17 protein-coding genes are annotated in these 23,303 nt (G+C 39.7%); 2 read left to right on the forward strand and 15 right to left on the reverse strand.

All coding sequences use genetic code 11. The features are described 5' to 3' along the window. Positions 1–54: 54 nt before the first annotated feature. The 10 genes from M2448_RS08320 to M2448_RS08365 all read right to left on the reverse strand — a co-directional run bounded on the left by M2448_RS08320 (position 55) and on the right by M2448_RS08365 (position 14,928). Positions 55–297, reverse strand: a complete 243-nt coding sequence (locus M2448_RS08320; RefSeq protein ID WP_280645669.1) for a hypothetical protein — start codon at positions 295–297, stop codon at positions 55–57. A gap of 125 nt (positions 298–422) precedes the next feature. Then, positions 423–1,589, reverse strand: coding sequence for an AIR synthase related protein (locus M2448_RS08325; RefSeq protein ID WP_280645668.1), 1,167 nt, complete (start codon positions 1,587–1,589; stop codon positions 423–425). 138 nt (positions 1,590–1,727) lie between these two features. Continuing rightward, a complete protein-coding gene (locus M2448_RS08330) occupies positions 1,728–2,690 on the reverse strand; it encodes an ROK family protein (protein ID WP_280645667.1) in 963 nt (320 codons plus the stop codon). Between the two features lie 124 nt (positions 2,691–2,814). Beyond that, the gene (gene meaB / locus M2448_RS08335) at positions 2,815–3,909 is read right to left on the reverse strand and encodes a methylmalonyl Co-A mutase-associated GTPase MeaB (protein ID WP_280645666.1); all 1,095 of its coding nucleotides are present in this window, start codon (positions 3,907–3,909) and stop codon (positions 2,815–2,817) included. Positions 3,910–4,162: 253 nt separating this feature from the next. Then, entirely contained in the window at positions 4,163–5,449 is a 1,287-nt protein-coding gene (locus M2448_RS08340; RefSeq protein ID WP_280645665.1) for a hypothetical protein, read from the reverse strand. 25 nt (positions 5,450–5,474) lie between these two features. Next, positions 5,475–8,066: a DNA gyrase subunit A gene (gene gyrA / locus M2448_RS08345; protein ID WP_280645664.1), complete on the reverse strand. Its 2,592-nt coding sequence runs from the start codon at positions 8,064–8,066 to the stop codon at positions 5,475–5,477. A 187-nt stretch (positions 8,067–8,253) separates the two neighbouring features. Further along, complete coding sequence (locus M2448_RS08350) at positions 8,254–8,622, reverse strand: DUF1801 domain-containing protein (protein WP_280645663.1); 369 nt, start codon at positions 8,620–8,622, stop codon at positions 8,254–8,256. A 102-nt stretch (positions 8,623–8,724) separates the two neighbouring features. Further along, a complete protein-coding gene (gene secA / locus M2448_RS08355; RefSeq protein WP_280645662.1) occupies positions 8,725–12,042 on the reverse strand; it encodes a preprotein translocase subunit SecA in 3,318 nt (1,105 codons plus the stop codon). A 64-nt stretch (positions 12,043–12,106) separates the two neighbouring features. Then, complete coding sequence (locus M2448_RS08360; RefSeq protein ID WP_280645661.1) at positions 12,107–13,708, reverse strand: alkaline phosphatase family protein; 1,602 nt, start codon at positions 13,706–13,708, stop codon at positions 12,107–12,109. After that, complete coding sequence (locus M2448_RS08365; RefSeq protein ID WP_280645660.1) at positions 13,705–14,928, reverse strand: DUF4105 domain-containing protein; 1,224 nt, start codon at positions 14,926–14,928, stop codon at positions 13,705–13,707. The genes M2448_RS08360 and M2448_RS08365 overlap by 4 nt, the downstream gene beginning before the upstream one ends. A gap of 258 nt (positions 14,929–15,186) precedes the next feature. Between M2448_RS08365 and M2448_RS08370 the strand changes: the two genes are divergently transcribed. Then, a complete protein-coding gene (locus M2448_RS08370; RefSeq protein ID WP_280645659.1) occupies positions 15,187–15,786 on the forward strand; it encodes a SagB/ThcOx family dehydrogenase in 600 nt (199 codons plus the stop codon). Between the two features lie 77 nt (positions 15,787–15,863). Here the strand turns inward: M2448_RS08370 and M2448_RS08375 are convergent, their stop codons facing one another. The 5 genes from M2448_RS08375 to M2448_RS08395 all read right to left on the reverse strand — a co-directional run bounded on the left by M2448_RS08375 (position 15,864) and on the right by M2448_RS08395 (position 21,561). After that, entirely contained in the window at positions 15,864–16,829 is a 966-nt protein-coding gene (locus tag M2448_RS08375; RefSeq protein WP_280645658.1) for a PCMD domain-containing protein, read from the reverse strand. Positions 16,830–16,861: 32 nt separating this feature from the next. Beyond that, a complete protein-coding gene (locus tag M2448_RS08380) occupies positions 16,862–18,559 on the reverse strand; it encodes a phosphoethanolamine transferase (RefSeq protein WP_280645657.1) in 1,698 nt (565 codons plus the stop codon). A gap of 15 nt (positions 18,560–18,574) precedes the next feature. Continuing rightward, positions 18,575–19,720: a BamA/TamA family outer membrane protein gene (locus tag M2448_RS08385; RefSeq protein WP_280645656.1), complete on the reverse strand. Its 1,146-nt coding sequence runs from the start codon at positions 19,718–19,720 to the stop codon at positions 18,575–18,577. 159 nt (positions 19,721–19,879) lie between these two features. Then, complete coding sequence (locus tag M2448_RS08390) at positions 19,880–20,791, reverse strand: dihydroorotate dehydrogenase (protein WP_280645655.1); 912 nt, start codon at positions 20,789–20,791, stop codon at positions 19,880–19,882. Continuing rightward, positions 20,779–21,561 (reverse strand): dihydroorotate dehydrogenase electron transfer subunit, encoded by a 783-nt coding sequence (locus tag M2448_RS08395; RefSeq protein ID WP_280645654.1) that lies wholly within the window; start codon positions 21,559–21,561, stop codon positions 20,779–20,781. Before M2448_RS08395 ends, M2448_RS08390 begins: the two co-directional genes overlap by 13 nt. 322 nt (positions 21,562–21,883) lie before the next feature. Here M2448_RS08395 and M2448_RS08400 point away from each other — a divergent pair, with 322 nt between their 5' ends. Continuing rightward, on the forward strand, positions 21,884–23,260 hold the full coding sequence (locus tag M2448_RS08400) for a tryptophanase (protein WP_280645653.1): 1,377 nt from the start codon (positions 21,884–21,886) through the stop codon (positions 23,258–23,260). Positions 23,261–23,303 lie beyond the last annotated feature (43 nt).

Genomic DNA, 23,303 nt, shown 5'->3' on the forward strand with positions numbered 1-23,303 from the left:
TAAGAAAAAAGGACTTCGAGTGAAGTCCTTTTCTTGTATTTTTGGGTGTACAAATTATTTTTTGTCGGCAGCAGCTTTTTTATCCTTGCAGCATGCTTTCTTGTCACCATCTTTTGTACAGGCTTTCTTGTCAGCAGCTTTATCTTTACAGCAAGCTTTCTTTTCGCCGTCTTTTGTACATTCTGTTTTCGCTTTGCAACATTCTTTATCTTTTGCTGTTTTAGTATCCTGAGCCATTACAGCAGTTGAAGCCATAAGAGCCACGCACATAATTGCCGACAATATAAGTTTTTTCATATTTGATCTATTATTTATAGTTAAACATTAATTGTTTGGTTATTTGCAAATATAGTTGCTATTCGCTTATAATCTATTTAATGAATGTTAAAAATACGGTTGACTAAAAAATTAGACTAAATAAATCAGTACTCAAACCGTCTGAATTCACTCTCAATAACTAATTCAGTCTTATCTGATTTCTCTACAAATCCAACTATGCGGGCATCGATCCCAAATGATTTCGATATGTCAATTACTGTCTGTGCATGCTCTGGAGCAAGGTATATTTCCATACGATGTCCCATATTGAATACTTTATACATCTCTTTCCAGTCTGTACCCGATTGTTCCTGTATCAGTTTGAAGAGAGGAGGAACAGGGAAAAGATTATTCTTCGTAATCTTCACTTTGTCAACGAAATGTAATACTTTTGTCTGCGCACCGCCTGAACAGTGAACCATACCATGAATCACAGGACGCAATTTTTCCAATATCTGCTTTATTACAGGCGCGTAGGTGCGGGTAGGGGAGAGAACTAGTTTTCCGGCATCTATGTCTAAGCCTTCTATTTTATCGGTAAGCCTCATATTACCGGAATATACCAGATTGGCCGGAATAGAAGAGTCGTAACTCTCAGGATATTGGGCAGCCAGATAATTGGCAAACACATCGTGACGGGCAGAAGTAAGTCCATTACTTCCCATGCCACCATTATATTCTTTCTCATAAGTGGCTTGTCCGTAAGATGAAAGTCCTACAATAACATCACCTCCCTGTATATTGTCGTTAGAAATCACATCCGAACGTTTCATCCGGCATGCAACTGTACTGTCTACTATTATGGTGCGAACCAAGTCGCCGACATCGGCCGTCTCTCCACCGGTAGGGTATATGTTTACCCCCTGATCAGCCAGTTCTTTGCACAGGTCGTTAGTTCCATTTATAATGGCTGAAATGACTTCGCCCGGAATAAGCATTTTATTTCGTCCGATAGTAGACGAAAGCAGAATGTTATCAGTTGCACCAACACATAGCAGATCGTCGATATTCATTATCAGAGCATCCTGTGCGATACCTTTCCATATAGACAGGTCTCCGGTTTCTTTCCAATACATATAAGCCAAAGATGATTTAGTTCCGGCTCCGTCGGCATGCATGATGTTACAATATTCGGAATCACCACCCAGTATATCGGGTATTATCTTACAAAAGGCTTTCGGAAAAATACCTTTATCAATATCTTTTATTGCATTGTGTACATCTTCTTTTGATGCTGACACGCCTCTTTGGTTGTAGCGCTGATCACTCATATTCTGACGATGGTTTTTAGTTTTTTATTCAGGTGTACAAAGTTAATAAATTCGGAATGATATAAAAATTAACATGAAAACAAAACAGTCTGTAAATATGATTGTTTACAGACTGTTATTTATAATATGGGCTTCTGATTAATAATCTTTCACTTCCCAGCCTAATGCACTAGCACCAAGTACAGCTGCATCGCTCTCCTTAAGCTCCGACATAAGAAGTTTGATCTTGTTACGGTAAATAGGAAGCATGCTCTCTTCCATATGTTTACGTACGGGATCGAATATGAATTTACCCGATTTTATCAATCCACCAAACAAGATGATGGCTTCCGGACTAGAGAACGCTACAAAATCTGCAAACGACTCTCCTAATACCTGACCTGTGAATTCGAATATTTCTTTAGCTAGTTTATCTCCTTTTATTGCTGCATCATATACATCTTTCGATGTTATTTCGGCAGGATCTAACTCTCTCAATAAACTAGGATCTTTCTTATTTTCCAAATATTCTCTGGCTGTACGTGCTACACCTGTTGCCGAACTGTATGTTTCGAGACAGCCTTTTTTGCCACAACCGCACATACGTCCGTCACGAATAGCTGTTGTGTGTCCAAGTTCTCCAGCAAATCCGTCATGACCGTAAACAAGCTGTCCGTTAACAACAATACCGCTACCTACACCTGTACCCAGTGTGATAACGATAAAATCTTTCATACCGCGTGCGGCACCGTATGTCATTTCACCGATAGCAGCAGCATTAGCATCGTTTGTAAGGGCTACCGGAATATTTAATTTATCGGTAAGCATCTGAGCTAAAGGAATTACGCCTTTCCAAGGAAGATTAGGGGCAAACTCGATACAGCCGGTGAAGAAATTTCCGTTAGGTGCGCCAACTCCGATTCCTTTTATATTACCGGTTCCGCCTACCTGATCTATTATTTCCTGAACACCTGCCGAAAGGTGATTTACATAATCATTTATTTCCCTATAAGAGCCAGTTTTGATGGAACCCTGATTTATTATGTGTCCTCTTTTATCAACGACACCGAAAACCGAGTTAGTTCCACCGATATCAATTCCAATAGCATATGGTTTTTCCATGATCTTATTTCTGTTAATTCAACAATGAAAATTATTTTTAGATTAGTGTGTACAAATATAATTAATTCTGCGATAAAATCGGCATTTCAAGAGGCTATAATAATATAGCAATTTGTTTACATTTTCATATCTGCTTAAAATACATATCAAGAACCTTGCCCGCAGCAGCAAACGAACTTATACGGGAATTCAATACTTGTTCTTCGCAAGCCTTTAATTCTTTTTGTACCTGTTCGTTATTGTAGAAGTTACTTTTCAGCTTTTCATTTATTGTTTCATACATCCAATATCTCGACTGTTCGTTCCTGCGGCGATCAAAGTATCCATTTTGTTTAACGAAGGCAATATAGTCATCAACCATTTTCAGTACTTCATCAATGCCTATCTCATAGTATCCCGAATAGGTGAGTACCTGCGGTGCCCAACCCGATTCCGGTAAAGGAAACAGATGTAGGGCATTTTGAAAATGAGACTGTGCCAGACGTGCTTTTTCAATGTTAGTACCATCGGCTTTATTTATGACAATACCATCGGCCATTTCCATGATCCCACGCTTTATTCCTTGCAATTCGTCACCGGTTCCAGCCAGTTGTATAAGTAGGAAAAAATCGACCATTGAATGTACTGCTGTTTCAGATTGTCCTACTCCAACCGTTTCTACTATTATTCGGTTGAAACCTGCTGCTTCACAGAGAATTATGGTTTCCCTGGTTTTACGGGCAACACCGCCTAAAGAGCCGGCAGAAGGAGAGGGGCGAATAAAAGCATCTTTTTCTACAGATAATTTTTCCATGCGGGTTTTATCACCAAGTATGCTTCCTTTGGTAACTTCACTGGAAGGATCTATTGCCAATACAGCTAGTTTGTCGTTGCCTTTCAGTATATGCATCCCAAAAGCATCTATAGAAGTACTTTTTCCGGCTCCTGGAACTCCTGTTATTCCAATACGTACCGAATTACCGGTATAAGGGAGACATTTTTCAATAACTTCCTGTGCTACAGACTGATGTTCTGGTTTAGAGCTTTCTATAAGTGTTACAGCTTGCCCCAGAATTGTTATATTTCCTTTTAATATACCTTCAACATATTCTGAGGCCGTATAATTCTTCCTTTTATATTTCTTAAAATTATCTAGATATGGATTTACAGTTGGCTGTTCTGTAGTTCCTTTATTTACTCGCAATCCTTGAAACTGTTCATCGTTTTCAATATGTTCCATGCTTGTTTGTTTTTACGGATTAATTGTGTAATAAATTCGTGATGTAAATATAGCAAAAAAAGGAGAGTTGATAAAGGATACATGTATATTAAAAAACAATAATTAAACATAATAGTAATTATATAACAATTTGATAAATTAAAATTATAAGATTACCCACTTAAATCTGAGTCTTAAGAAAAGCGTTTATTAACACTCTAAAAAAAAGGGCCTGAGAAAAATTTCCTCAGGCCCCTTAATTATACTTTATATCTTATTTGATAGAATTCAATTCTTTATCAATCGCATCCAGTTCTGCAGATTTATCAACCTGTAACAGACTTAGATTGTAATAAACGTTTTGAAGTTTCATTAAAGCCGGTTTAAGATCGTATGGATCAAGATTTGGTCTGGCTTTCAATATGTCACGATATTTTTCAAGATAAGGTAACGCTTTCTGGTACAGATCGGCTGTTTCTTTGTCCAGTTCAGCCTGTTCTCTTCTGCTAGTTACCTGAGAAGCTTTTTCTTTCATATCCTGAGCTTGTAATACATATAGCACGCCCAATCCTTCTAATGCTCTTTCGCAATTAGCATTCGCTGCAATAGCACCAGCATAAGCAGGCTCTGCTTTTACATAATCTTTTTGTTCTGCATATAGAGATGCCTTAACACTTAACAGGTCGCAAGTATTGCTAGGATCATTGGCTATAGCCTGATCGAGGTACGCAATAGCCTCAGTAGTTTTACCGGCTCTGATAAATTCATTAATCAGGTTCGGTGTAAAATACTTGTTGCTAGGGAATCTTTGTGCTCCTTCACGCAAAGCGTTAGCAAAAGCAGCGCTATCTCCTGTTTGTTGATATTCACTAGCTAATAACTCATATACATCGCTTTCTTTGTATGTGCTGTTTGGAATATAAGGCTCAGCAATGATTCTGTTCAGCAACTTAATAGAACGCGGATGATCTCCTGATTGTATAGCACTGATAACAGCGTAATATTTAATTGTTTGGTATGTGGAATCCTGTGTGTTAAATTTAACATCACTGTCTTCAAACATAGCTAATGAAGGAAGATCCCAATATCTTTCGAAGAAATCGGCAGCTCTCTTATAATCTTTTTTATCGTTATAGAACACTCCTCCATTGATATAGAATCTGTGTCCATCATTCATATTTTTAACGATATCTTTTCTTACTTTATTTTTTACTTGTCCTTTTTCGTTTGGTACTTGCCCTAATTCATCAGCTTTGATATATGGATCGTACATATTATATAAACCCACATACATTGCTTCTTCGTTCCCACCTTTTCCGGTTATTTCCTTTTGCATCTCCAGTGTACGCTCATCATCGAATGCCTTGTATTCGATATCACCAGCCAGTTTCCATGTTTCCGGATCATTTGCTGTTTCGGGGTTTGTCAATGCTGGTTTGATTAATTCTCTAGCTTCAGAAATGTTTTTCATTGCTGATTTGGCATCTTTCACAGCTTTCTTTTGAGCAAAAGAAAAGCTTGCTAACACGCACAGTGATGTAAATAATAATATCCTTTTCATATTTACTTTTTTTTAATTAATTATCTTACTCAATAGTGTTCGTTGTATCAGTTGTATTATTTGTGTCATCTTCTGAGATGTCAATATCTTCTATTTCATCCGTTTCTGGTTCCGATTCTACTTTACAAACGGAAGCTATTTCGTCGTTACGTTTACCAAGATTGATAAGTCTTACCCCTTGGGTTGCACGTCCCATAACGCGAATATCTGAAACTTTTAGACGAATTGTTATACCAGATTTGTTAATTATCATTAAATCGTTGTCGTCTGTAACACTATTTATAGAAACCAGCTTACCGGTTTTATCTGTTACATTCAATGTTTTCACACCTTTACCACCTCTGCTGGTAATACGATACACTGGTACAATATTTCCGTTTTCATCGAGTATTTCGTTACCTTCTTCGTCTTTATCATTCAGGTTAGTGCGTTTACCGTACCCCTGTTCAGATACAACCATGATAGTTTCGGTCTTCTGTGCCTCTTTAGACATTGCCAGCATTCCTATTACTTCATCTTCTCCGTCTTCGTCTATACGCATACCGCGAACACCAGTTGCCGTACGTCCCATTATACGTACATCTTTTTCGTTGAAGCGGATGGCGCGCCCGTTACGGTTAGCTATGAGTATTTCACTGTCACCATCAGTCATAAGTACCTCAATAACCCTGTCCTCTTCACGTATGGTAATGGCATTCACACCATTCTGACGTGGACGAGAATATGCTTCAAGGCTTGTTTTCTTCACAACTCCTTCTTTGGTACAGAACATCAGGTAGTGACTGTTTATATATTCGGTATCGCCGAATCCTCTGACGCGGATAAATGCAGTTACTTTATCGTCAGATGCTATATTCAGCAGATTCTGAATTGCACGTCCTTTCGAATTTTTCGTTCCTTCCGGAATATCGAACACACGCAGCCAGAAGCATTTACCTTTCTGTGTAAACAACAGAATATAGTTGTGCATCGAAGCCGGATAGATATGCTCAATGAAATCTGCATCGCGTGTTTCAGAGCCTTTAGCCCCTACTCCACCCCTGTTCTGAGAACGGAACTCACTTAATGGTGTACGCTTAATATAGCCAAGATGAGACACAGTTATAATCATTTCATCGTTGGCATAGAAATCTTCCGGATTAAGTTCTTCCGAAGCGTAAACTATTTCGGTTCTGCGCTCGTCTCCGTATTTATCTCTTACTTCGAGCAATTCGTCTTTAATTACTTTCATACGAAGTTCTTCATTCGACAGAATTTCTTTCAGATAAGCTATCAGTTTCTGTACTTCTTCGTATTCGTTACGCAGTTTATCCTGTTCCAGTCCTGTTAACTGGCGCAGACGCATTTCTACAATAGCACGAGCCTGAATCTCCGTTAGAGAGAATTTTGCTATCAGGTTCTCGATCGCTTCTTGTGGCGATTTTGATGCACGGATAATAGCGATAACTTCGTCTATATTGTCGGATGCAATGATCAGTCCTTCAAGTATATGAGCTCGTTCCTCGGCTTTGCGCAAATCGAATATAGCCCTGCGGGTAACAACATCAATACGATGCTCTACAAACAAGGATATCATATCTTTCAGGTTCAGCATACGCGGACGGCCTTTTACCAACGCAATATTATTTACGCTGAAAGAAGATTGCAAAGCAGTCAGTTTATATAGTTTATTCAGTACGACATTGGCGTTTGCATCACGCTTCACATCTACAACTATACGCATTCCCTGACGGTCTGATTCATCATTAACATTACTGATACCTTCAAGCCTTTTCTCTCCTACAAGGTCGGCAATGTGTTTGATTAGTTCTGCTTTATTTACCAGATATGGAATTTCGGATATAACTATCTTTTCGTGGTTGCCTTCTATTTCTATTTCGGCACGTCCACGCATAATTACACGTCCGCGTCCGGTCTCGAAAGCATCCCTTACTCCCTGATATCCATATATGAAACCTCCCGACGGGAAATCCGGAGCTTTTATATATTCCATCAAGCCGTCTATATCGATATTTTTATCATCAATATAAGCAATAGTAGCATTGATGGCTTCCGTCATATTGTGTGGAGCCATATTGGTTGCCATACCTACAGCAATACCCGAACCTCCGTTTATCAGTAAGTTAGGGATGCGTGTAGGAAGAACTGTAGGCTCTTTCAATGTGTCGTCAAAGTTGAGCTGAAAATCAACAGTTTCCTTGTCGATATCTTTCAGCATCTCTTCTGCCAGACGGCTTAACCGGGCTTCGGTATAACGCATAGCTGCCGGACTGTCGCCGTCGACACTACCCATATTACCCTGACCATCTACAAGCAGGTACCGCATACTCCATTCCTGAGCCATACGTACCATTGCAAAATAAACCGATGAATCTCCGTGCGGGTGGTATTTACCCAATACTTCTCCGACAATTCTGGCTGACTTTTTGTGTGGTTTGTTTGATGTGTTACCTAGCTCGCTCATACCAAATAAGATACGGCGATGAACGGGTTTGAATCCGTCCCTTACATCGGGTAATGCTCGTGATACGATTACCGACATTGAATAGTCAATGTAGGCCGATTTCATCTCATCCTCGATGTTGATTTTAATAATTCTATCCTCTGTATCTGCCATTATTTTAAGATAAATTTTTTATTCTCAAATATTTGCACAAAAGCCGCTTTGACAGGCTTTTTCTCAGCGCCCAAAAAACATGCTAAGATACAAATTTTCTTTCGATTAAGAAAATTATAATATGCCAAAAAGAGGCTATACAAAGAGAGATTACAGAAAAATATTATCTATAAAATAGATTATCTTCTTATTTCAATTTTACGATTCCTTTTCTATATAGATTTATTGCATCATTCAGGATTGACTTGATAATTTCGAGTGGAAGATCTGCAATCGGATCAATCCTAAAAATTTTCATTCTGGCACGTTGCCCTTGTTCCAGCTCAGGATTTGACAGATATTTACCTTCAGTCATCAGAATATATGGTTCGCTGGTCTTATTGTCAATCCATAAGTAGCACAATATATTTTTCTTATAAAGGAAGCATGGCATGCCGTACTTCAGTGTTTCCGAAATATTTTCATCATATTCCAGAATAATACTTCTCAAGGCCAGAAGAGCACTTTTTTGAGGTTCTTTACAATCTAAATAAAAATTATAAAGTTCGTCTTTCATATGGCAAAGTTAATTTAATGTAACAGAAAATCAATCTGTATATTGCAAAAAAGGATGTATCAAATCTGACACATCCTTTCTATTTAGTATTTAAATAATCATTTATTCATTTCTTCCATGGCAGTTTTTATACTTCTTACCACTTCCGCAAAAACATGGATCGTTGCGTCCCGGCTTCTTGTCAACATGCACAGGTGCTATTCTTGATCTGTCTAGTCTAGGATCACCTCCTTGTGGAGCTTGTTGTCTTTGCGGGTTATCCTGCTCCATGTCGTTACGCTCGGTACGGTAACGGCTATAGTCTGTTTTCTGCTCAGGAGCAGCCTGACGAACCTGTTCCGGCTCACGTACCGGTATTTGTCCACGCATCAAAATAGTTACAGCCTTTGTATTCACGCTGTTAAGCATAGATTTGAACAGATTGAACGACTCCAGTTTGTAAATCAATAGCGGATCTTTCTGCTCATAGCTTGCATTCTGCACCGACTGACGCAATTCATCCATTTCGCGAAGATGTTCTTTCCACTCCTCGTCGATAGTATGTAATACAATTGCTTTCTCGAACGATTTGATGATATCTTTAGACTGTGTGTCATACGCTTCTTTCAGGTTACATGAGATATTGTATATACGTTTCCCGTCAGTTATAGGAATCAGTATATTCTCAAATTTATCTCCCTGCTCTTCATATACCTGTTTGATTACCGGATTGGCAATCTCTGCCAAACGATCCATTTTCTGCTTAAAGTTCTGAACAGCTTTTTCGTATACTGTATCAGTCACAGCGTCCTGTTTCATTGAACGGAACGAAGCTTCATCAAACGGTGTTTCGATGGCAAATAAGCGTAGCAATTCTATTTTCAGTCCTTCATAATCAAGATTGTCGCAATATTGTTCTGAAGTGCTTACAGCTGTATCGTAGAACATATTTACGATATCAATACCAATACGCTCACCCATAAGTGCGTGGCGACGGCGTTTGTAAATAACTTCACGTTGTGAGTTCATCACATCATCATATTCCAGCAAGCGTTTACGAATACCGAAGTTGTTTTCTTCCACCTTCTTCTGTGCACGTTCTACTGACTTGCTAAGCATATTATGCTCAAGCATTTCGCCTTCTTTGAAGCCCATCTTATCCATCATACCCGCAATACGCTCGGATGCGAACAGACGCATCAAATCGTCTTCGAGTGAGATGTAGAAAACAGATGAACCCGGGTCTCCCTGACGTCCGGCACGACCACGCAGCTGACGGTCTACACGACGCGATTCATGGCGTTCTGTACCGATAATCGCCAGTCCTCCGGCTTCTTTCACACTTGGTGCCAGTTTGATGTCAGTACCACGACCCGCCATATTGGTAGCAATGGTAACGGCTCCCGGTTGTCCGGCTAATGCTACTACTTCTGCCTCACGCTGGTGCAGCTTGGCATTCAGTACATTGTGTTTGATCTTACGCATGGTAAGCATCTTACCCAGTAATTCGGATATTTCGACTGAGGTTGTACCCACAAGTACAGCACGTCCTTCACTTACCAGTTTTTCTATCTCTTGTATAACCGCAGTATATTTTTCTCGTTTTGTCTTATATATACGGTCATTCATATCGTTACGTGCAATCGGTCTGTTGGTCGGAATCACAACTACATCGAGTTTGTAGATGTTCCACAACTCACCTGCTTCTGTTTCTGCCGTACCGGTCATCCCCGAAAGCTTATGATACATACGGAAGTAATTCTGTAATGTAATTGTAGCAAAGGTTTGTGTAGCAGCTTCTACTTTTACACGTTCTTTTGCTTCTATCGCCTGATGCAGACCATCTGAGTAGCGGCGGCCGTCCATAATACGTCCTGTCTGCTCGTCTACAATCATAACTTTATTGTCAATTACAACATATTCATCGTCTTTCTCGAACAGAGCATATGCCTTAAGAAGTTGATTAACAGTATGTACACGTTCCGATTTGATCGAGTAATTCTGCATCAGCTCATCTTTCTTTTCTGCTTTTTGAGCATCAGTCAGAGATGTATTTTCCAGTTCTGAAAGTTGAGCTCCTATATCAGGCAATACAAAGAACAGCGGGTCATCCGAATTACCTGTAAGTAAATCTATACCTTTATCTGTCAGTTCTATACTGTTGTTCTTTTCATCAATAACAAAATACAGATCGTCAGTCACCTCATGCATACGGCGCATTTGCTCACCCATATACTCCTCTTCGGTTTTCAGCATTGAAGCTTTTACGCCTTGCTCACTCAAAAATTTAATGAGTGGTTTATTTTTAGGAAGCCCTTTGAATGATTGGAACAACTGGAAACTACCTTGTCTCTGTATTTCCTTATCTTCCGAATTCATTTTCGATTTGGCATCGGCTAGTAATTTTGTACAAAGGTCTCTTTGCGTTTTTACAAGGATTTCTACTCGAGGGCGGAATTCTTCAAACAACTGTTGCTCTCCTTTCGGTATCGGCCCTGATATGATCAATGGTGTACGTGCATCGTCAATCAATACGGAGTCTACCTCGTCGACAATCGCATAATTGTGCTTGCGTTGCACAAGGTCGGACGGGTTGATGGCCATATTGTCACGCAAATAGTCGAAACCAAATTCATTATTCGTTCCGAATGTAATATCTGCCTGATATGCTTTACGGCGACCTTCTGAGTTTGGTTGGTGCTTGTCGATACAATCTACCGACAGACCGTTAAACATATAGATAGGTCCCATCCACTCCGAGTCACGTTTTGCCAGATAGTCATTTACCGTTACTACGTGTACACCGTTTCCGGTAAGGGCATTGAGGAATACCGGTAGTGTACCTACCAGCGTTTTACCTTCCCCTGTTGCCATTTCAGCAATTTTACCTTTATGAAGCACAGTACCACCGAATAGCTGTACATCGTAGTGGATCATGTTCCACTGTATTTCTGTACCACCTGCAACCCAGTGATTATAATAAATTGCCTTGTCGCCTTCTATATCTACAAAATCATGTGTTTCGGCCAGTTCTCGGTCGAAATCGGTAGCTGTAACTACCACTTCTTCATTTTCAGTTAATCGGCGGGCAGTTTCTTTTACAATAGAAAATGCTTCGGGCAGTACTTTGTCGAGAACCTCTTCATATTTCTCAGTTACTTCTTTCTCCAGCTTATCTACTTCAGCCCAAAGTTCTTCGCGTTGATCTATTTCCAACGTTTCAACCTTGGCTTTCAGTTCTGCTATTTTATTTTTTTCTTCGGCTACATAATCCTGTACCTCTTGCCTGATTTCGATTGTTTTGGCACGCAGTTCATCGTGTGACAGACGTTCTATTTCAGGGTATACGGCTTTGATGCGTTCTACATACGGATTAATTTCTTTCAAGTCTCGTTGTGACTTATTTCCGAATAGTGATGTTAAAAAATCAGCGAATCCCATATATTTGTTTTATTATTTTCAAGATTTAATATTTGACTAATGTCTTTTCTATTCTTATATATATTTACAATAATTCCGATAATGCTTCTTCTTTTGCCGCATTGGGCGACCTGATACGCATTATATACGAAATGGTAGGCGCTATTTCGGTTGCCTTTATTGTTCTTCTTATCTTCTGTGGCTTTATTCCGTTACCGAAGAATATAACAGGACACACAATAGCATTGCTACGCACCTGTTTTTCTTTAAATGAAGCATCTTGCTCATTAACAACTTTATATCCCGGTTGCAATTCTACAAAAAGGTCTCCGGATGTTTCCTTTGTATAACCATTTTTGTAAAACTCCATTATAGGATTCCATTGTCCGTGTTGTATCTGATATGATGTGTAAACATCCTGTACTCCCGTAAACTCGGAAACAAACTCAGCGGCCTTATTCTGAATCTCTTCGAGAGATATTTCTTTTTTCTTGATCAGTTCCCTATTCAGATATACCTGTCCGTTGTAAAACTTATCTATCCATTTGCCATCTTTGCCATATATAGCCATCAGATACATATTGAGCAAGGCTTCGCAACGGTTTACATAGAACTTATTTTCAGGGATATTTGTATTTTGTTCGTACTTAGAGTCAGTCTCATTCGAATTGTAGTAACCGGTAGAGGTCAGAAATATCAGTGTGTTTTTCAAACCTACAGTCTTATCTACTTCATCCAACAGTTTTTCTATCTCTCTGTCGAGACGGGCGTATGTGTCCTGTATTTCGATAGAATAATCGGGTACATCTTTATAGTTTCCGGCGTAAAGCGTTACAGACAGGAAGTCGAGATTGACACGTCGCCCCAGTTCTGCTTTCGCTAGAACAGTGGTTGCCATTTTTACAACATTTTCGTTCACTGCTGGTGTCTGCTTTGCCTTAATGTATGTCTCCTTATCTGTCCCCATATTATGGTTGAAAGGTGCTACACCCTGCATAAACGGAAACGCTTTGTACGACTCTATACCGAGCAACGGGCGCCACTGCATTGCCCATGCTTTCAGGGAAAAATCCGACGTGCTGTTGCGGTTTTCCATGTCTACATAGAGGTAGAAATTCTTATAGAAGGTCGTGGAAGCCCATTTACCACTATAATCGTCTACCCAATATGCTCCTGTCCCCCTTTGTCCGGCTGTGATCAGAGCTTGCGAGATATGAGGGGCAAATGAGTACACATCGGAAGAGCCCCGCGATGCTATTTTTATTTCGTCTGTTATTGTAGACGTTTTCAGTGCCAAAGGTGACACTTTGTCTTGTGTATAATTACCAAGAAACGAAGGATCTGAAAATGTGGTAATCTCCTGCTGCTTGTCTGCCAGATACTTTTTATTACCAACAATACCATGATAAAATGGCGTAGCTCCGGTATATATAGTTGCTATGGCAGAGGCATCGTCGAGATTGGGTATATCGAACCTGATATTCTGATACACCAAACCTTCGCTGAGCAAACGCTTGAATCCTTTTTCGGTAAATGTATTCTGGAAAAGCTCAAGATAATCACCCCTTAGCTGATCTATAGTGATACCTATCACCAGCTTAGGCGTCTCACGCACAGATGCGGAAGTCTGAGCTTGAACAGATGATATCGTCAGTACTGCTACTAAAGAAGTTATTATCCTTATCATTTTGCTTTTGGTAAGCTGTATTCAGCTTTTTTATTTAACTTTTTTTGCTGTAATACATTCATCCCCGATCGTATCATTATAGACAGGATGTACGGAATAAATGCGATTTCTAATTGCTGTGGGATCAAACACCATGCCAAAAGAAATGCTAAAAGCGCCACAAAGTTAATAAAATGATAATAACTTAGGTACTTTGTCAGTGATTTTACAAAGAATAATAGGGCAACTATCAGTTGCAGAGGATTCAACCATACTATATTCCAGTTCGGATTGGTACAAGGATGCACCGAAAAGAACATAAGGAAGAAAATAATACATCCGGCTATTCCTGCAACGAGAAATAATATTGTATCAAAAACTTTGCCTAATGCAGGCACTTGCTTTTTATATGATATGTATGATATCAGTAATGTGATTATCAATAATATTATTCCGGCATAAAGCGGCGTAACAGGAAAATCTTTGCTAAAAGGCTTAGGATCGAGCAATGTAGTCGTTGACATCACAAGGTTTCGGGGAATACTGTCACCCACTACAGTTGCACCTTCATAAGCATTCATCAGATAGCGTGGCAGAAAATCTTTCTGCCTGTCTGTTATCACTTTATCGGCATCAGCACCTATAACCATATTTATTCCGAAACGGAACCATTGCCTTGTTGAGGTGCATTCTATAACCAGATCGCGATATGTTTGCTCTGTATTTGTAGGTGCATATTCTATTTTACCATTGATGTACTTCTCAAAAATATCTCTGGGACGTGTAGAACAATTATCATAAAAATAATTGTAGCGGTATTCCCTATTCTCCGGAAGACAATTGACAAGCAACGCATTGAAAATATTCTGTTTTTCTTCCTGTGTCAGATTGAATTCCTGCTCTATAATACCTACTCCTCTTTCTTTATATTCCTGATAATAGGCACTGTACGGTATCGGAGCCACCATGTAGTCGGTCTCTCCTTTCATAAACAGGAAAATAAAATTAGACTTAGACATGTTGAACAAGCCGAAGTTGAATGCCAAATCAACACCCCGAGCCGGATCATTTACCCGCATAGATGTGTGCCCGAATAATGAATATACGGCTTCATCCCAAGGTGCATTTGTCAATAAACTGATTTTTGCTGAATCGCTCAATACGATGCGTGGAATCTCCTGTGCTCTAGTTTGGGAAACGATTCCGGTTATTATAGCAAGAAATAGAATAAGTTTTCGCATTGTTAAAAAATTTCAATACAAAGATAAGATATCTTGCCGATAGAATGTATGACCTGACGGCGTTCATTCAGCAGTACGATGTGAATTTTACTTAAAATACAAACGGTATTGTAGTTTATGCCTGCTTTATTCTATAATTTTGCAATGAATTAATTAAAAGAGTTTTAATTATGAAAACGAGCATGAATTAGCTTTGCTAAAGAGTTTGATAATTTTGTCATGAGCGTTTCCATACAATCTTTAAAAACAAAATATAGTATGAAAAAAGGATTACTTACAATCTTGTTTCTTTCTTTTATAGCCTGCCTTTCGGCTCAGGATATACAATTAGTACCGCCGACCAAAACCGGAGGTAAACCACTGATGGAAGCTCTGAACGAGCGTCAGTCGAATCGTAATTTCGAGAAAAAAGACCTTCCTGCACAGACTCTGTCTGACTTGCTTTGGGCTGCTTATGGATTCAACAGAGAAGATAAACGCACTGTACCATCGTCTCAGAATAAGCAGGAAGTGGATGTATATGTGATGTTTAGCAATGGAATTTACTTCTACGATGCAAAAGCCAACAAACTGGTACTGAAAGAAGCCGGAGATTTCCGCCAGGCACTCGGACAGCCTGCTATTTCGGACAATGCGTCACTGTCACTTATCTATGTTATCAATCTGGATAAAAACAGTAGAGATGCGGGGCTGATGGATGCCGGATTCTCCGTTCAAAACGTGTATCTGTATTGTGCTTCTGCCGGATTGGGTTCGGTAGCTCGCGGTTCATTTAAAAGGCCGGATGTACACAATGTATTAAAACTGACCGAAAAACAAGAGGTTGTACTTGTACAGGCTGTAGGATATGTGAAATAAGCTATCTGCTTAAGAAATATAGAAAAACGCTGTCAGAATTGAATCTGACAGCGTTTTTCTATTTGAAGTAATGTCAATCAATATGCCAGTTTGACATTGTCTATCCAGAACTTACTGCTTGTGCTGCCAGTATATGCTCCGCCATTACTGGAAGAGAATTGCACAATCAGGTGTGTTACCTTTTCGTCAGGCAATGCCCATCCTACTTCCTGAATGGGAACCATCTTGCCTTTGCTGTTGCGGGTATAATAGGCATCTTCCCCCTGTTTCAGCCCCATATATGCTCCGTAGAAGTTCTTTCCGCTTATATCTCCGTAATGTACTTCGAGCCTGTGATTGTTTTGCCATGTACCGACCGATTTATCGAATCGTTCCCAGCCCGTCCCTACACGTTTAGCATACACGTTTCCACTAGGTTCTTCCCATCTGTATTGCAAAAGTATCTGAACTTCGGCCATATCTTTTTTATCCACTTTCTTTTGTCCGCTAAAGCCTGTAGAACGGATGCAATCACCTCCGGTAGATACTTTATAGTCGTATTGTAGAGCTTTAGGACGTCCGGTAAACGGAATTCCCGTAACTAGTTTCGACTGCGGATTACTGGTATCTTTGATCGGCTCTACCATTTCTCCAAGAAATATAGTTCCGCTGGCAAGTACATTAATGTCAAAAAGACCAAGCACACGAACAGATTCGATACGTGTCTCCAAACGTGCACAGGAACCACTTCCCCTCTGCTCGGGAAAAACAGTTATACTGGCTTTGGTGACACCTTTCACCTTTGCCAAGACTGAAGATGTAGCCCATGGTGAAGTAGTGTTCTTATATGCAACATCAACAAGGGTATCTCCTGTTGCTATTTCATATATATATTTCGTATTACTCCCTATCACCTTCGATTCTTTTATCTTTCTCACCATCCAGTGATCCATATTGCCAAAGGCTATGGACTCCACTTTGCCCGATTGAGCCGACATGTCTGTACATACTGATAATGCCAGCAGAGTGATTAATGAGATTTTGCCTAATTGTTTGAACTTCATATTATCTTATTTTTTGTTGAGTTTTAAACATCTCAACGTTGTATTTTTCTTTTTTCCATCATTATCATATCCTCTTTCTTAAGTCCGGTATTATAAAAAGGAATCGGATCATCATGATCGTCAAGATACATCCTTGTTGCGATCTTAAAATCGGGGTTGAGGAGTGACAGGTCTGGATTCTGATACTCTGTATCTATATTAGCCATATCCAGTATTGTATGGAATACTGCATTAGATGCTATTGGCTTTGATTCATTCTTTTCGGCATTAGCTATAGCTTGCGGATACACCTCATTATAGGCGGGCGAAAACCACATCAGCATGGGAACACGCAACTGATAATATGTAGGTGTAGGCGATGCGTGCAAAAACCGCTGACGATTGTCGTCCAATATATCTTCACCATGATCGGATGTATAGAACATTGCCGAACAGCTATTGCTCTGCCCCAATATCTTTATCACATTATGCAGGAAGTTATCTGTATAAAGGATCGTATTGTCGTATGCGTTTACAAGGTAATCCTTATTGGCTCTGGTGATCTCCATTGCATCATCAGGTGTAAATACAGCATATTCTTCGGGATAGCGCTCTTTATAATTGAAATGTGAGCCATAAGTATGTAACACAAAGAATAAATTACCCTGTACCGAATCCATATAATGCTGCAAACGAGGCAAAAGCACTTCATCGTAATTATTGGTCTTCTCATTAAAGTAGCGGTAATACTCTGTATAATTGGCATCTTGTGCAAAATAATCGGTAAATGTGCGGTTAGCCGACTGATTGGACAGAAATACAGTAGAGAATCCCACTTCCTTGAAAGCTTCGATTATACTTTTCTGGCGGTATATTATATCGTAATTCTCAGCCGAAGCGGCGGTAAGCATTATGGAAACACTCTTGTGTGTCGTATTTGATTGAGTTACAGCATCGTGAAACAGAACTATGTTGCTGTCTTTTGCCAACTGAGGAGTAGTGTTCCGCTCATATCCGTACAATCCCCAGTTTTCGGCACGAGCTGTTTCGCCGATTACCATTACATATATTTCGCGTTGTGCTATACTGTCTTTCTTATGCGCATTAAATGTAAAATCTTTCGATGTCTCAAGATATTTACTGCTTAGCACCCACTTATGACGGGCAAATCCCAGATTGTAAAAGACATCGGCAGGATACACATCTTCGTGTAATTCAAATTTTCCGGTATTCTTATTTTTTGCGGCAAAGCATAATAATGAAGATGCAAACAACAGAATAATACCTACCGGAAACATTATTTTTCTAAATTTAGAAGTCAGATATATCTTTCTTTTACATGCAATTGCAGCGATAATAATCGTTGGAACATAGACCACAACTACAAATATGACGGAAGCCATGATTCCGTTCAGCACCTCTCCGGCCTCATTTACGTTGGTAGTCATCACATTCAGAAACATATCTACTGCAATAACTCCCTCTCCGAAAAGGTAAAACACGACAATCTGAAATGCGTGAATAATCAATAGCGGGATTAACAATAACTGCGTCAGCCCAATATTTTTGAGCATAGTGTACAGAACAAAATAAAGCCCAAGAGGAAACAATACCAGTGCTATTTTTCCCCATATATCGAAAGGTTCTGTAAATAGTAGTCCTGCTGTAGGCAAGAAGTTTACAATTACAAAAAAGATAAACAGCTTTACAGGGTTGTCTATAAACTCATTCAAGTATTTCTTAAACTCCATGTTTACAAAATGCTTTTAAAAAGCTTCATTAATGTTGAAATAAAAGGCTGATTCGCCTTTACCAAATCCGTAATCGAGACGGACGTTCACTCTGTTCTTGAACTCCCAACGGTATCCTATACCGAAAGTAGGGAGAGTCTCACTCCATTCGAATTCGGAGAATTTAGGAAATACATTTCCGGCTCCTGCCCATACTACAGCACCGCTACGGCGATAAACCCGCTGACGAAGCTCTATTTGCGATTGTATCAATCCTTTGTCACGATAGCGTCCGCCATAATAACCTCGCATCTGACGTGAGCTGCCAGCTGTCGCCATCATATTCCACGCCACATCGCCTGTATTGAGAATACCTTGCAGATCGAATGCGATTACTCCGCCTTTCCAAGCTTCTTTGTAATATCTGAATATGACTTCAGCCCGATTGAATCCGTAGGTGCTTCCCAAAAACTTAGGATAAAAGGTATATTCGGCCTTAGCATAAATCCCTTTATACGGATTTGGGATAAAATCTCTTGAATCGTACGATGCAATAAGCCCAAAGCCTACTGCTGTGGTCTTATTCCTTTCACCACCAAGCAGACTGACATCATCAAAATTCTTTCCACTGATTTCTTTCACATTAGTACTTATTCCCAGATATGTGTAACGTGCTGCCTTTTTCAGGAAATCGAATTTAAACTCCATCACCTGATTATCGTACTCTGAGTAATAATCCTGCCGTCCGGCATCGTAACCGACTCCCCAATAACGGCTTGGGCGATAGGCGAAATACATATCACCATCGATGCGATAACTCATTTCAGGAAATAAGACATTACCACTTATACCGATAACATATGCCCCCGAAGTAGTAATATCCCCATACAGGGAAACATTGGACGGCGACATAGTCAAATCGTTGCGATCTACTCTGAACAGACCGGAAGCCACTAAGCCCACTCCAAGTTTGGTATCACTGGAATAGTGAGGCCCTCCGATAATCGAAAAGTCGAAACGCTTATCCGGATTTACTTCATTCGATTTTTCGAAATATTCGTAAATACGCTTGAAGAAGTTTTTCTTTTCAACTTTTACTGTATCCTGACTATCTATTGTCTGGGCGTTTAGCTGTATCCCGCAGCCTAAAATGAAGGATATAAATATTAATCTTGTACGCATAACAGCGCTAAAATTAGTTAGAGTGCAAATTCTTTATTGTGTACTTCTCAGAAATTCGATCTGAATTTTAGATAATTTGATTCTTTTTAACAACAGGGTGATAAAATATAGATTAATTGAGTTCTGCATATTATTAAAAACACCTGAAAATCAACTGCTTTATATATGTAAAGCTCCTACAAGTTCTTTTACTGAACTAATGTTGTTTCTATCCAAATATTCTTTGATTCCTTCTACAACCTTTACCGAAATAGTAGGATCGATAAAATTGTGAGTTCCTATCTGTATAGCGCTCGATCCTGCCAGTATAAATTCGATAGCATCCTGCCAGCAAGATATACCGCCCATACCTATTACTGGTATTTTTACGGCATTATATGTCTGCCACACCATTCTGAGGGCAACCGGTTTTACACAAGGACCGGATAATCCACCTGTAACAGTAGACAATACCGGACGGCGTTTATTTATATCCACAGCCATACCGAGCAATGTATTGATAAGAGATACGGCATCAGCACCTGCACCTTCTACAGCTTTTGCTATCTCGGTAATGTCAGTAACATTAGGCGACAATTTTACGATCAGTGTCTTATCCCATACTTTACGGACAGCAGCCGTAACATCGGAAGCCGAACAGGCAGAAGTACCAAAAGCCATACCACCCTCCTTTACATTGGGGCATGAAATATTAAGCTCAATAGCCGGAATTTTATCCAGATTTACCAGTTTTTGGGTACATTCTACGTAATCTTCGATGGTAGAGCCCGATACATTCACAATAATATTCGTATCGAAGTCTTTAATCTCCGGATATATGTTGGAAACGAAGTAATCGACACCCTTATTTTGCAGTCCCACAGCATTTAACATGCCTGATGGTGTTTCTGCCATACGAGGGTAATCATTCCCCTGACGTTCGCGAACCGTAGTGCCCTTTACAAAAACACCACCTATTCGCGATAGGTCAATAAAGTCCGAATACTCTTTTCCATAGCCAAAAGTACCCGAAGCAGTCATTACCGGGTTCTTCAAATGTAATTTACCTATGTTTACAATCAGTTTATCCATGTCAACTTTTCTATATTAAATACGGGACCCTCTGTACACACACATACATTCCCTTCGCTAGTCTTTTCCACACAACACAAACATACGCCAAACCCGCATGCCATCATATTTTCGAGTGACACCTGACACTCTATTTTATGCTGATTGGCATACCTTGCCACAGCCATCATCATAGGCTTAGGTCCACAGGTGTAAATAGCCGAAATTCGGGTGTTTTTTAACACTGAATGATCAGTCACATATCCTTTTTCGCCATAGCTACCGTCTTCGGTCGTACAAAACACTTCTCCATACTTACCGAAATCATCCAATTGTAGTAAGTCGTCCTTCGATCTTGCCCCTAACAGGAATTTAGGGTTATAGCCTTTTGCTTTTAGGCATGCTCCCAAAAACAGCATCGGAGCTGTACCTACGCCACCACCTATCAACAATAATTCCTGTCCGTTATTTTCGGCAGGAAGCGTAAAGGTGTTACCTAATGGCAGCAGCAGATTCATTATATCCCCTTTTTGATATTCGCACATCTTACGTGTGCCGTCACCTATAGCCTGCACAAGCAGCCACAGCTCATTTTTGTCTTTATCTACAAAATTTACCGAAATAGGGCGGCGCAGGTAAGTAGTCGGTGAATTATCAACCCTTACTTCTACAAATTGTCCGGGAAACATTTCCGGTAATGGAGAATTATCTGTGGTGGAAAGTTTTAGGAGGCAATAATTACGGTTTAGCTGTTGATTTTCAGTAACAACCAAATCCAGCATTTTTTTCATTTACCTTATTTTTTAGAGAATAAATACGCTTTGTTATTTTTCGGTTACAAAGTTAATAAAGTTTAGCCTTATAATAAAACTGAGCCGGAATATTCTTTATTTGGAAAGAATTACTATCTTTATGACAGCAAATAAAGTTCAATACAGATGTTGATTGATAATATTCATAACAAAAACACACTTATCGGACATCTTTTTCTCAATATTAAGGAAAGAGACCATTTCTGCCGCATCTTCTAAATTCTGTATATCTTCATAAAATAAGCATGAAGATCAATTTTACTATCAATCTTTTTATAAAATCATATAATTCTTTATTACTATGGAATTACCATTTGCTGAATCTTGGAAAATCAAGATGGTTGAACCAATTCGTAAAAGCACACGCAAAGAACGTGAACAATGGCTGAAAGAAGCTAAATATAATATGTTTCAGTTAAAGGCAGAACAAGTATATATAGACCTGATCACCGATTCGGGTACGGGTGCTATGAGCGATCGCCAATGGGCTGCTATGATGCTGGGAGACGAGAGTTATGCCGGAGCATCTTCATATTATAAGATGAAAGATACAGTAACCCGTATTACGGGTTTCGACTATGTATTGCCTACCCATCAGGGACGGGCTGCCGAAAACGTCTTATTCTCGTGCCTGATAAAAGAAGGTGATGTAGTTCCCGGCAATTCACATTTCGATACGACTAAAGGGCATATAGAATCCCGCAAAGCGATAGCTCTGGACTGTACGATAGATGAGGCTAAGGATACACAGCTGGAAATACCATTCAAAGGGAATGTGGATATCGCCAAACTCGAAGAGGCTTTGAAAAAGTACGGTGACCGTATTCCGTTTATTATTATTACGATTACAAATAATACTTCAGGCGGACAGCCGGTATCTATGCAAAATCTGTGGGATACACGTGTATTAGCCAATAAATACGGCAAAAAGGTACTTTTCGATTCTGCCCGCTTTGCAGAGAATGCTTATTTCATCAAAACACGCGAAAAAGGCTTCGATAAGAAAACAATAAAGGAGATATGCCTCGAGATGTTTTCGTATGCCGATGCTATGACTATGAGCGCTAAGAAGGACGCTATAGTGAATATGGGCGGTTTCTTTGCCACCAACCTGAAGGACTGGTACGATATGGCTAAAGTGAAGGGAATTGCGTACGAGGGCTTTGTAACGTACGGAGGAATGAACGGACGTGATATGAATGCGCTGGCCATAGGGCTAGATGAAAATACCGAATTTGATAACCTAGAGAGCCGTATTAAGCAGGTAGAGTATCTGGGTAAGAAACTAGATGAATACGGAATACCATATCAGCGTCCTGCCGGAGGGCACGCAATATTTGTAGATGCCACAAAAGTATTGACTCATGTACCTAAAGAGGAGTTTCCGGCACAAACACTGACTGTGGAGCTATATCTGGAAGCCGGTATACGTGGTTGTGAGATCGGATATCTGTTGGCTGACCGCGATCCGGTTACACGAGAGAACCGTTTTGACGGGCTTGATCTGCTCCGGTTAGCTATACCTCGTCGTGTATATACCGACAATCATATGAATGTAGTGGCAGCTGCATTAAAAAATATCTACGATCGGCGTGAGAGTATCACTAAGGGATTGGAAATAACGTGGGAAGCGGAACTGTTAAGGCATTTTACAGTAGAAATGAAAAGAGCGAAATAATTAAAGGTTATTAGTCTTACAATTTAAGAATATTTTAGCCTCA

Source organism: Dysgonomonas sp. PF1-14, from assembly GCF_029892965.1.
In the GTDB taxonomy this organism is placed as follows: domain Bacteria; phylum Bacteroidota; class Bacteroidia; order Bacteroidales; family Dysgonomonadaceae; genus Dysgonomonas.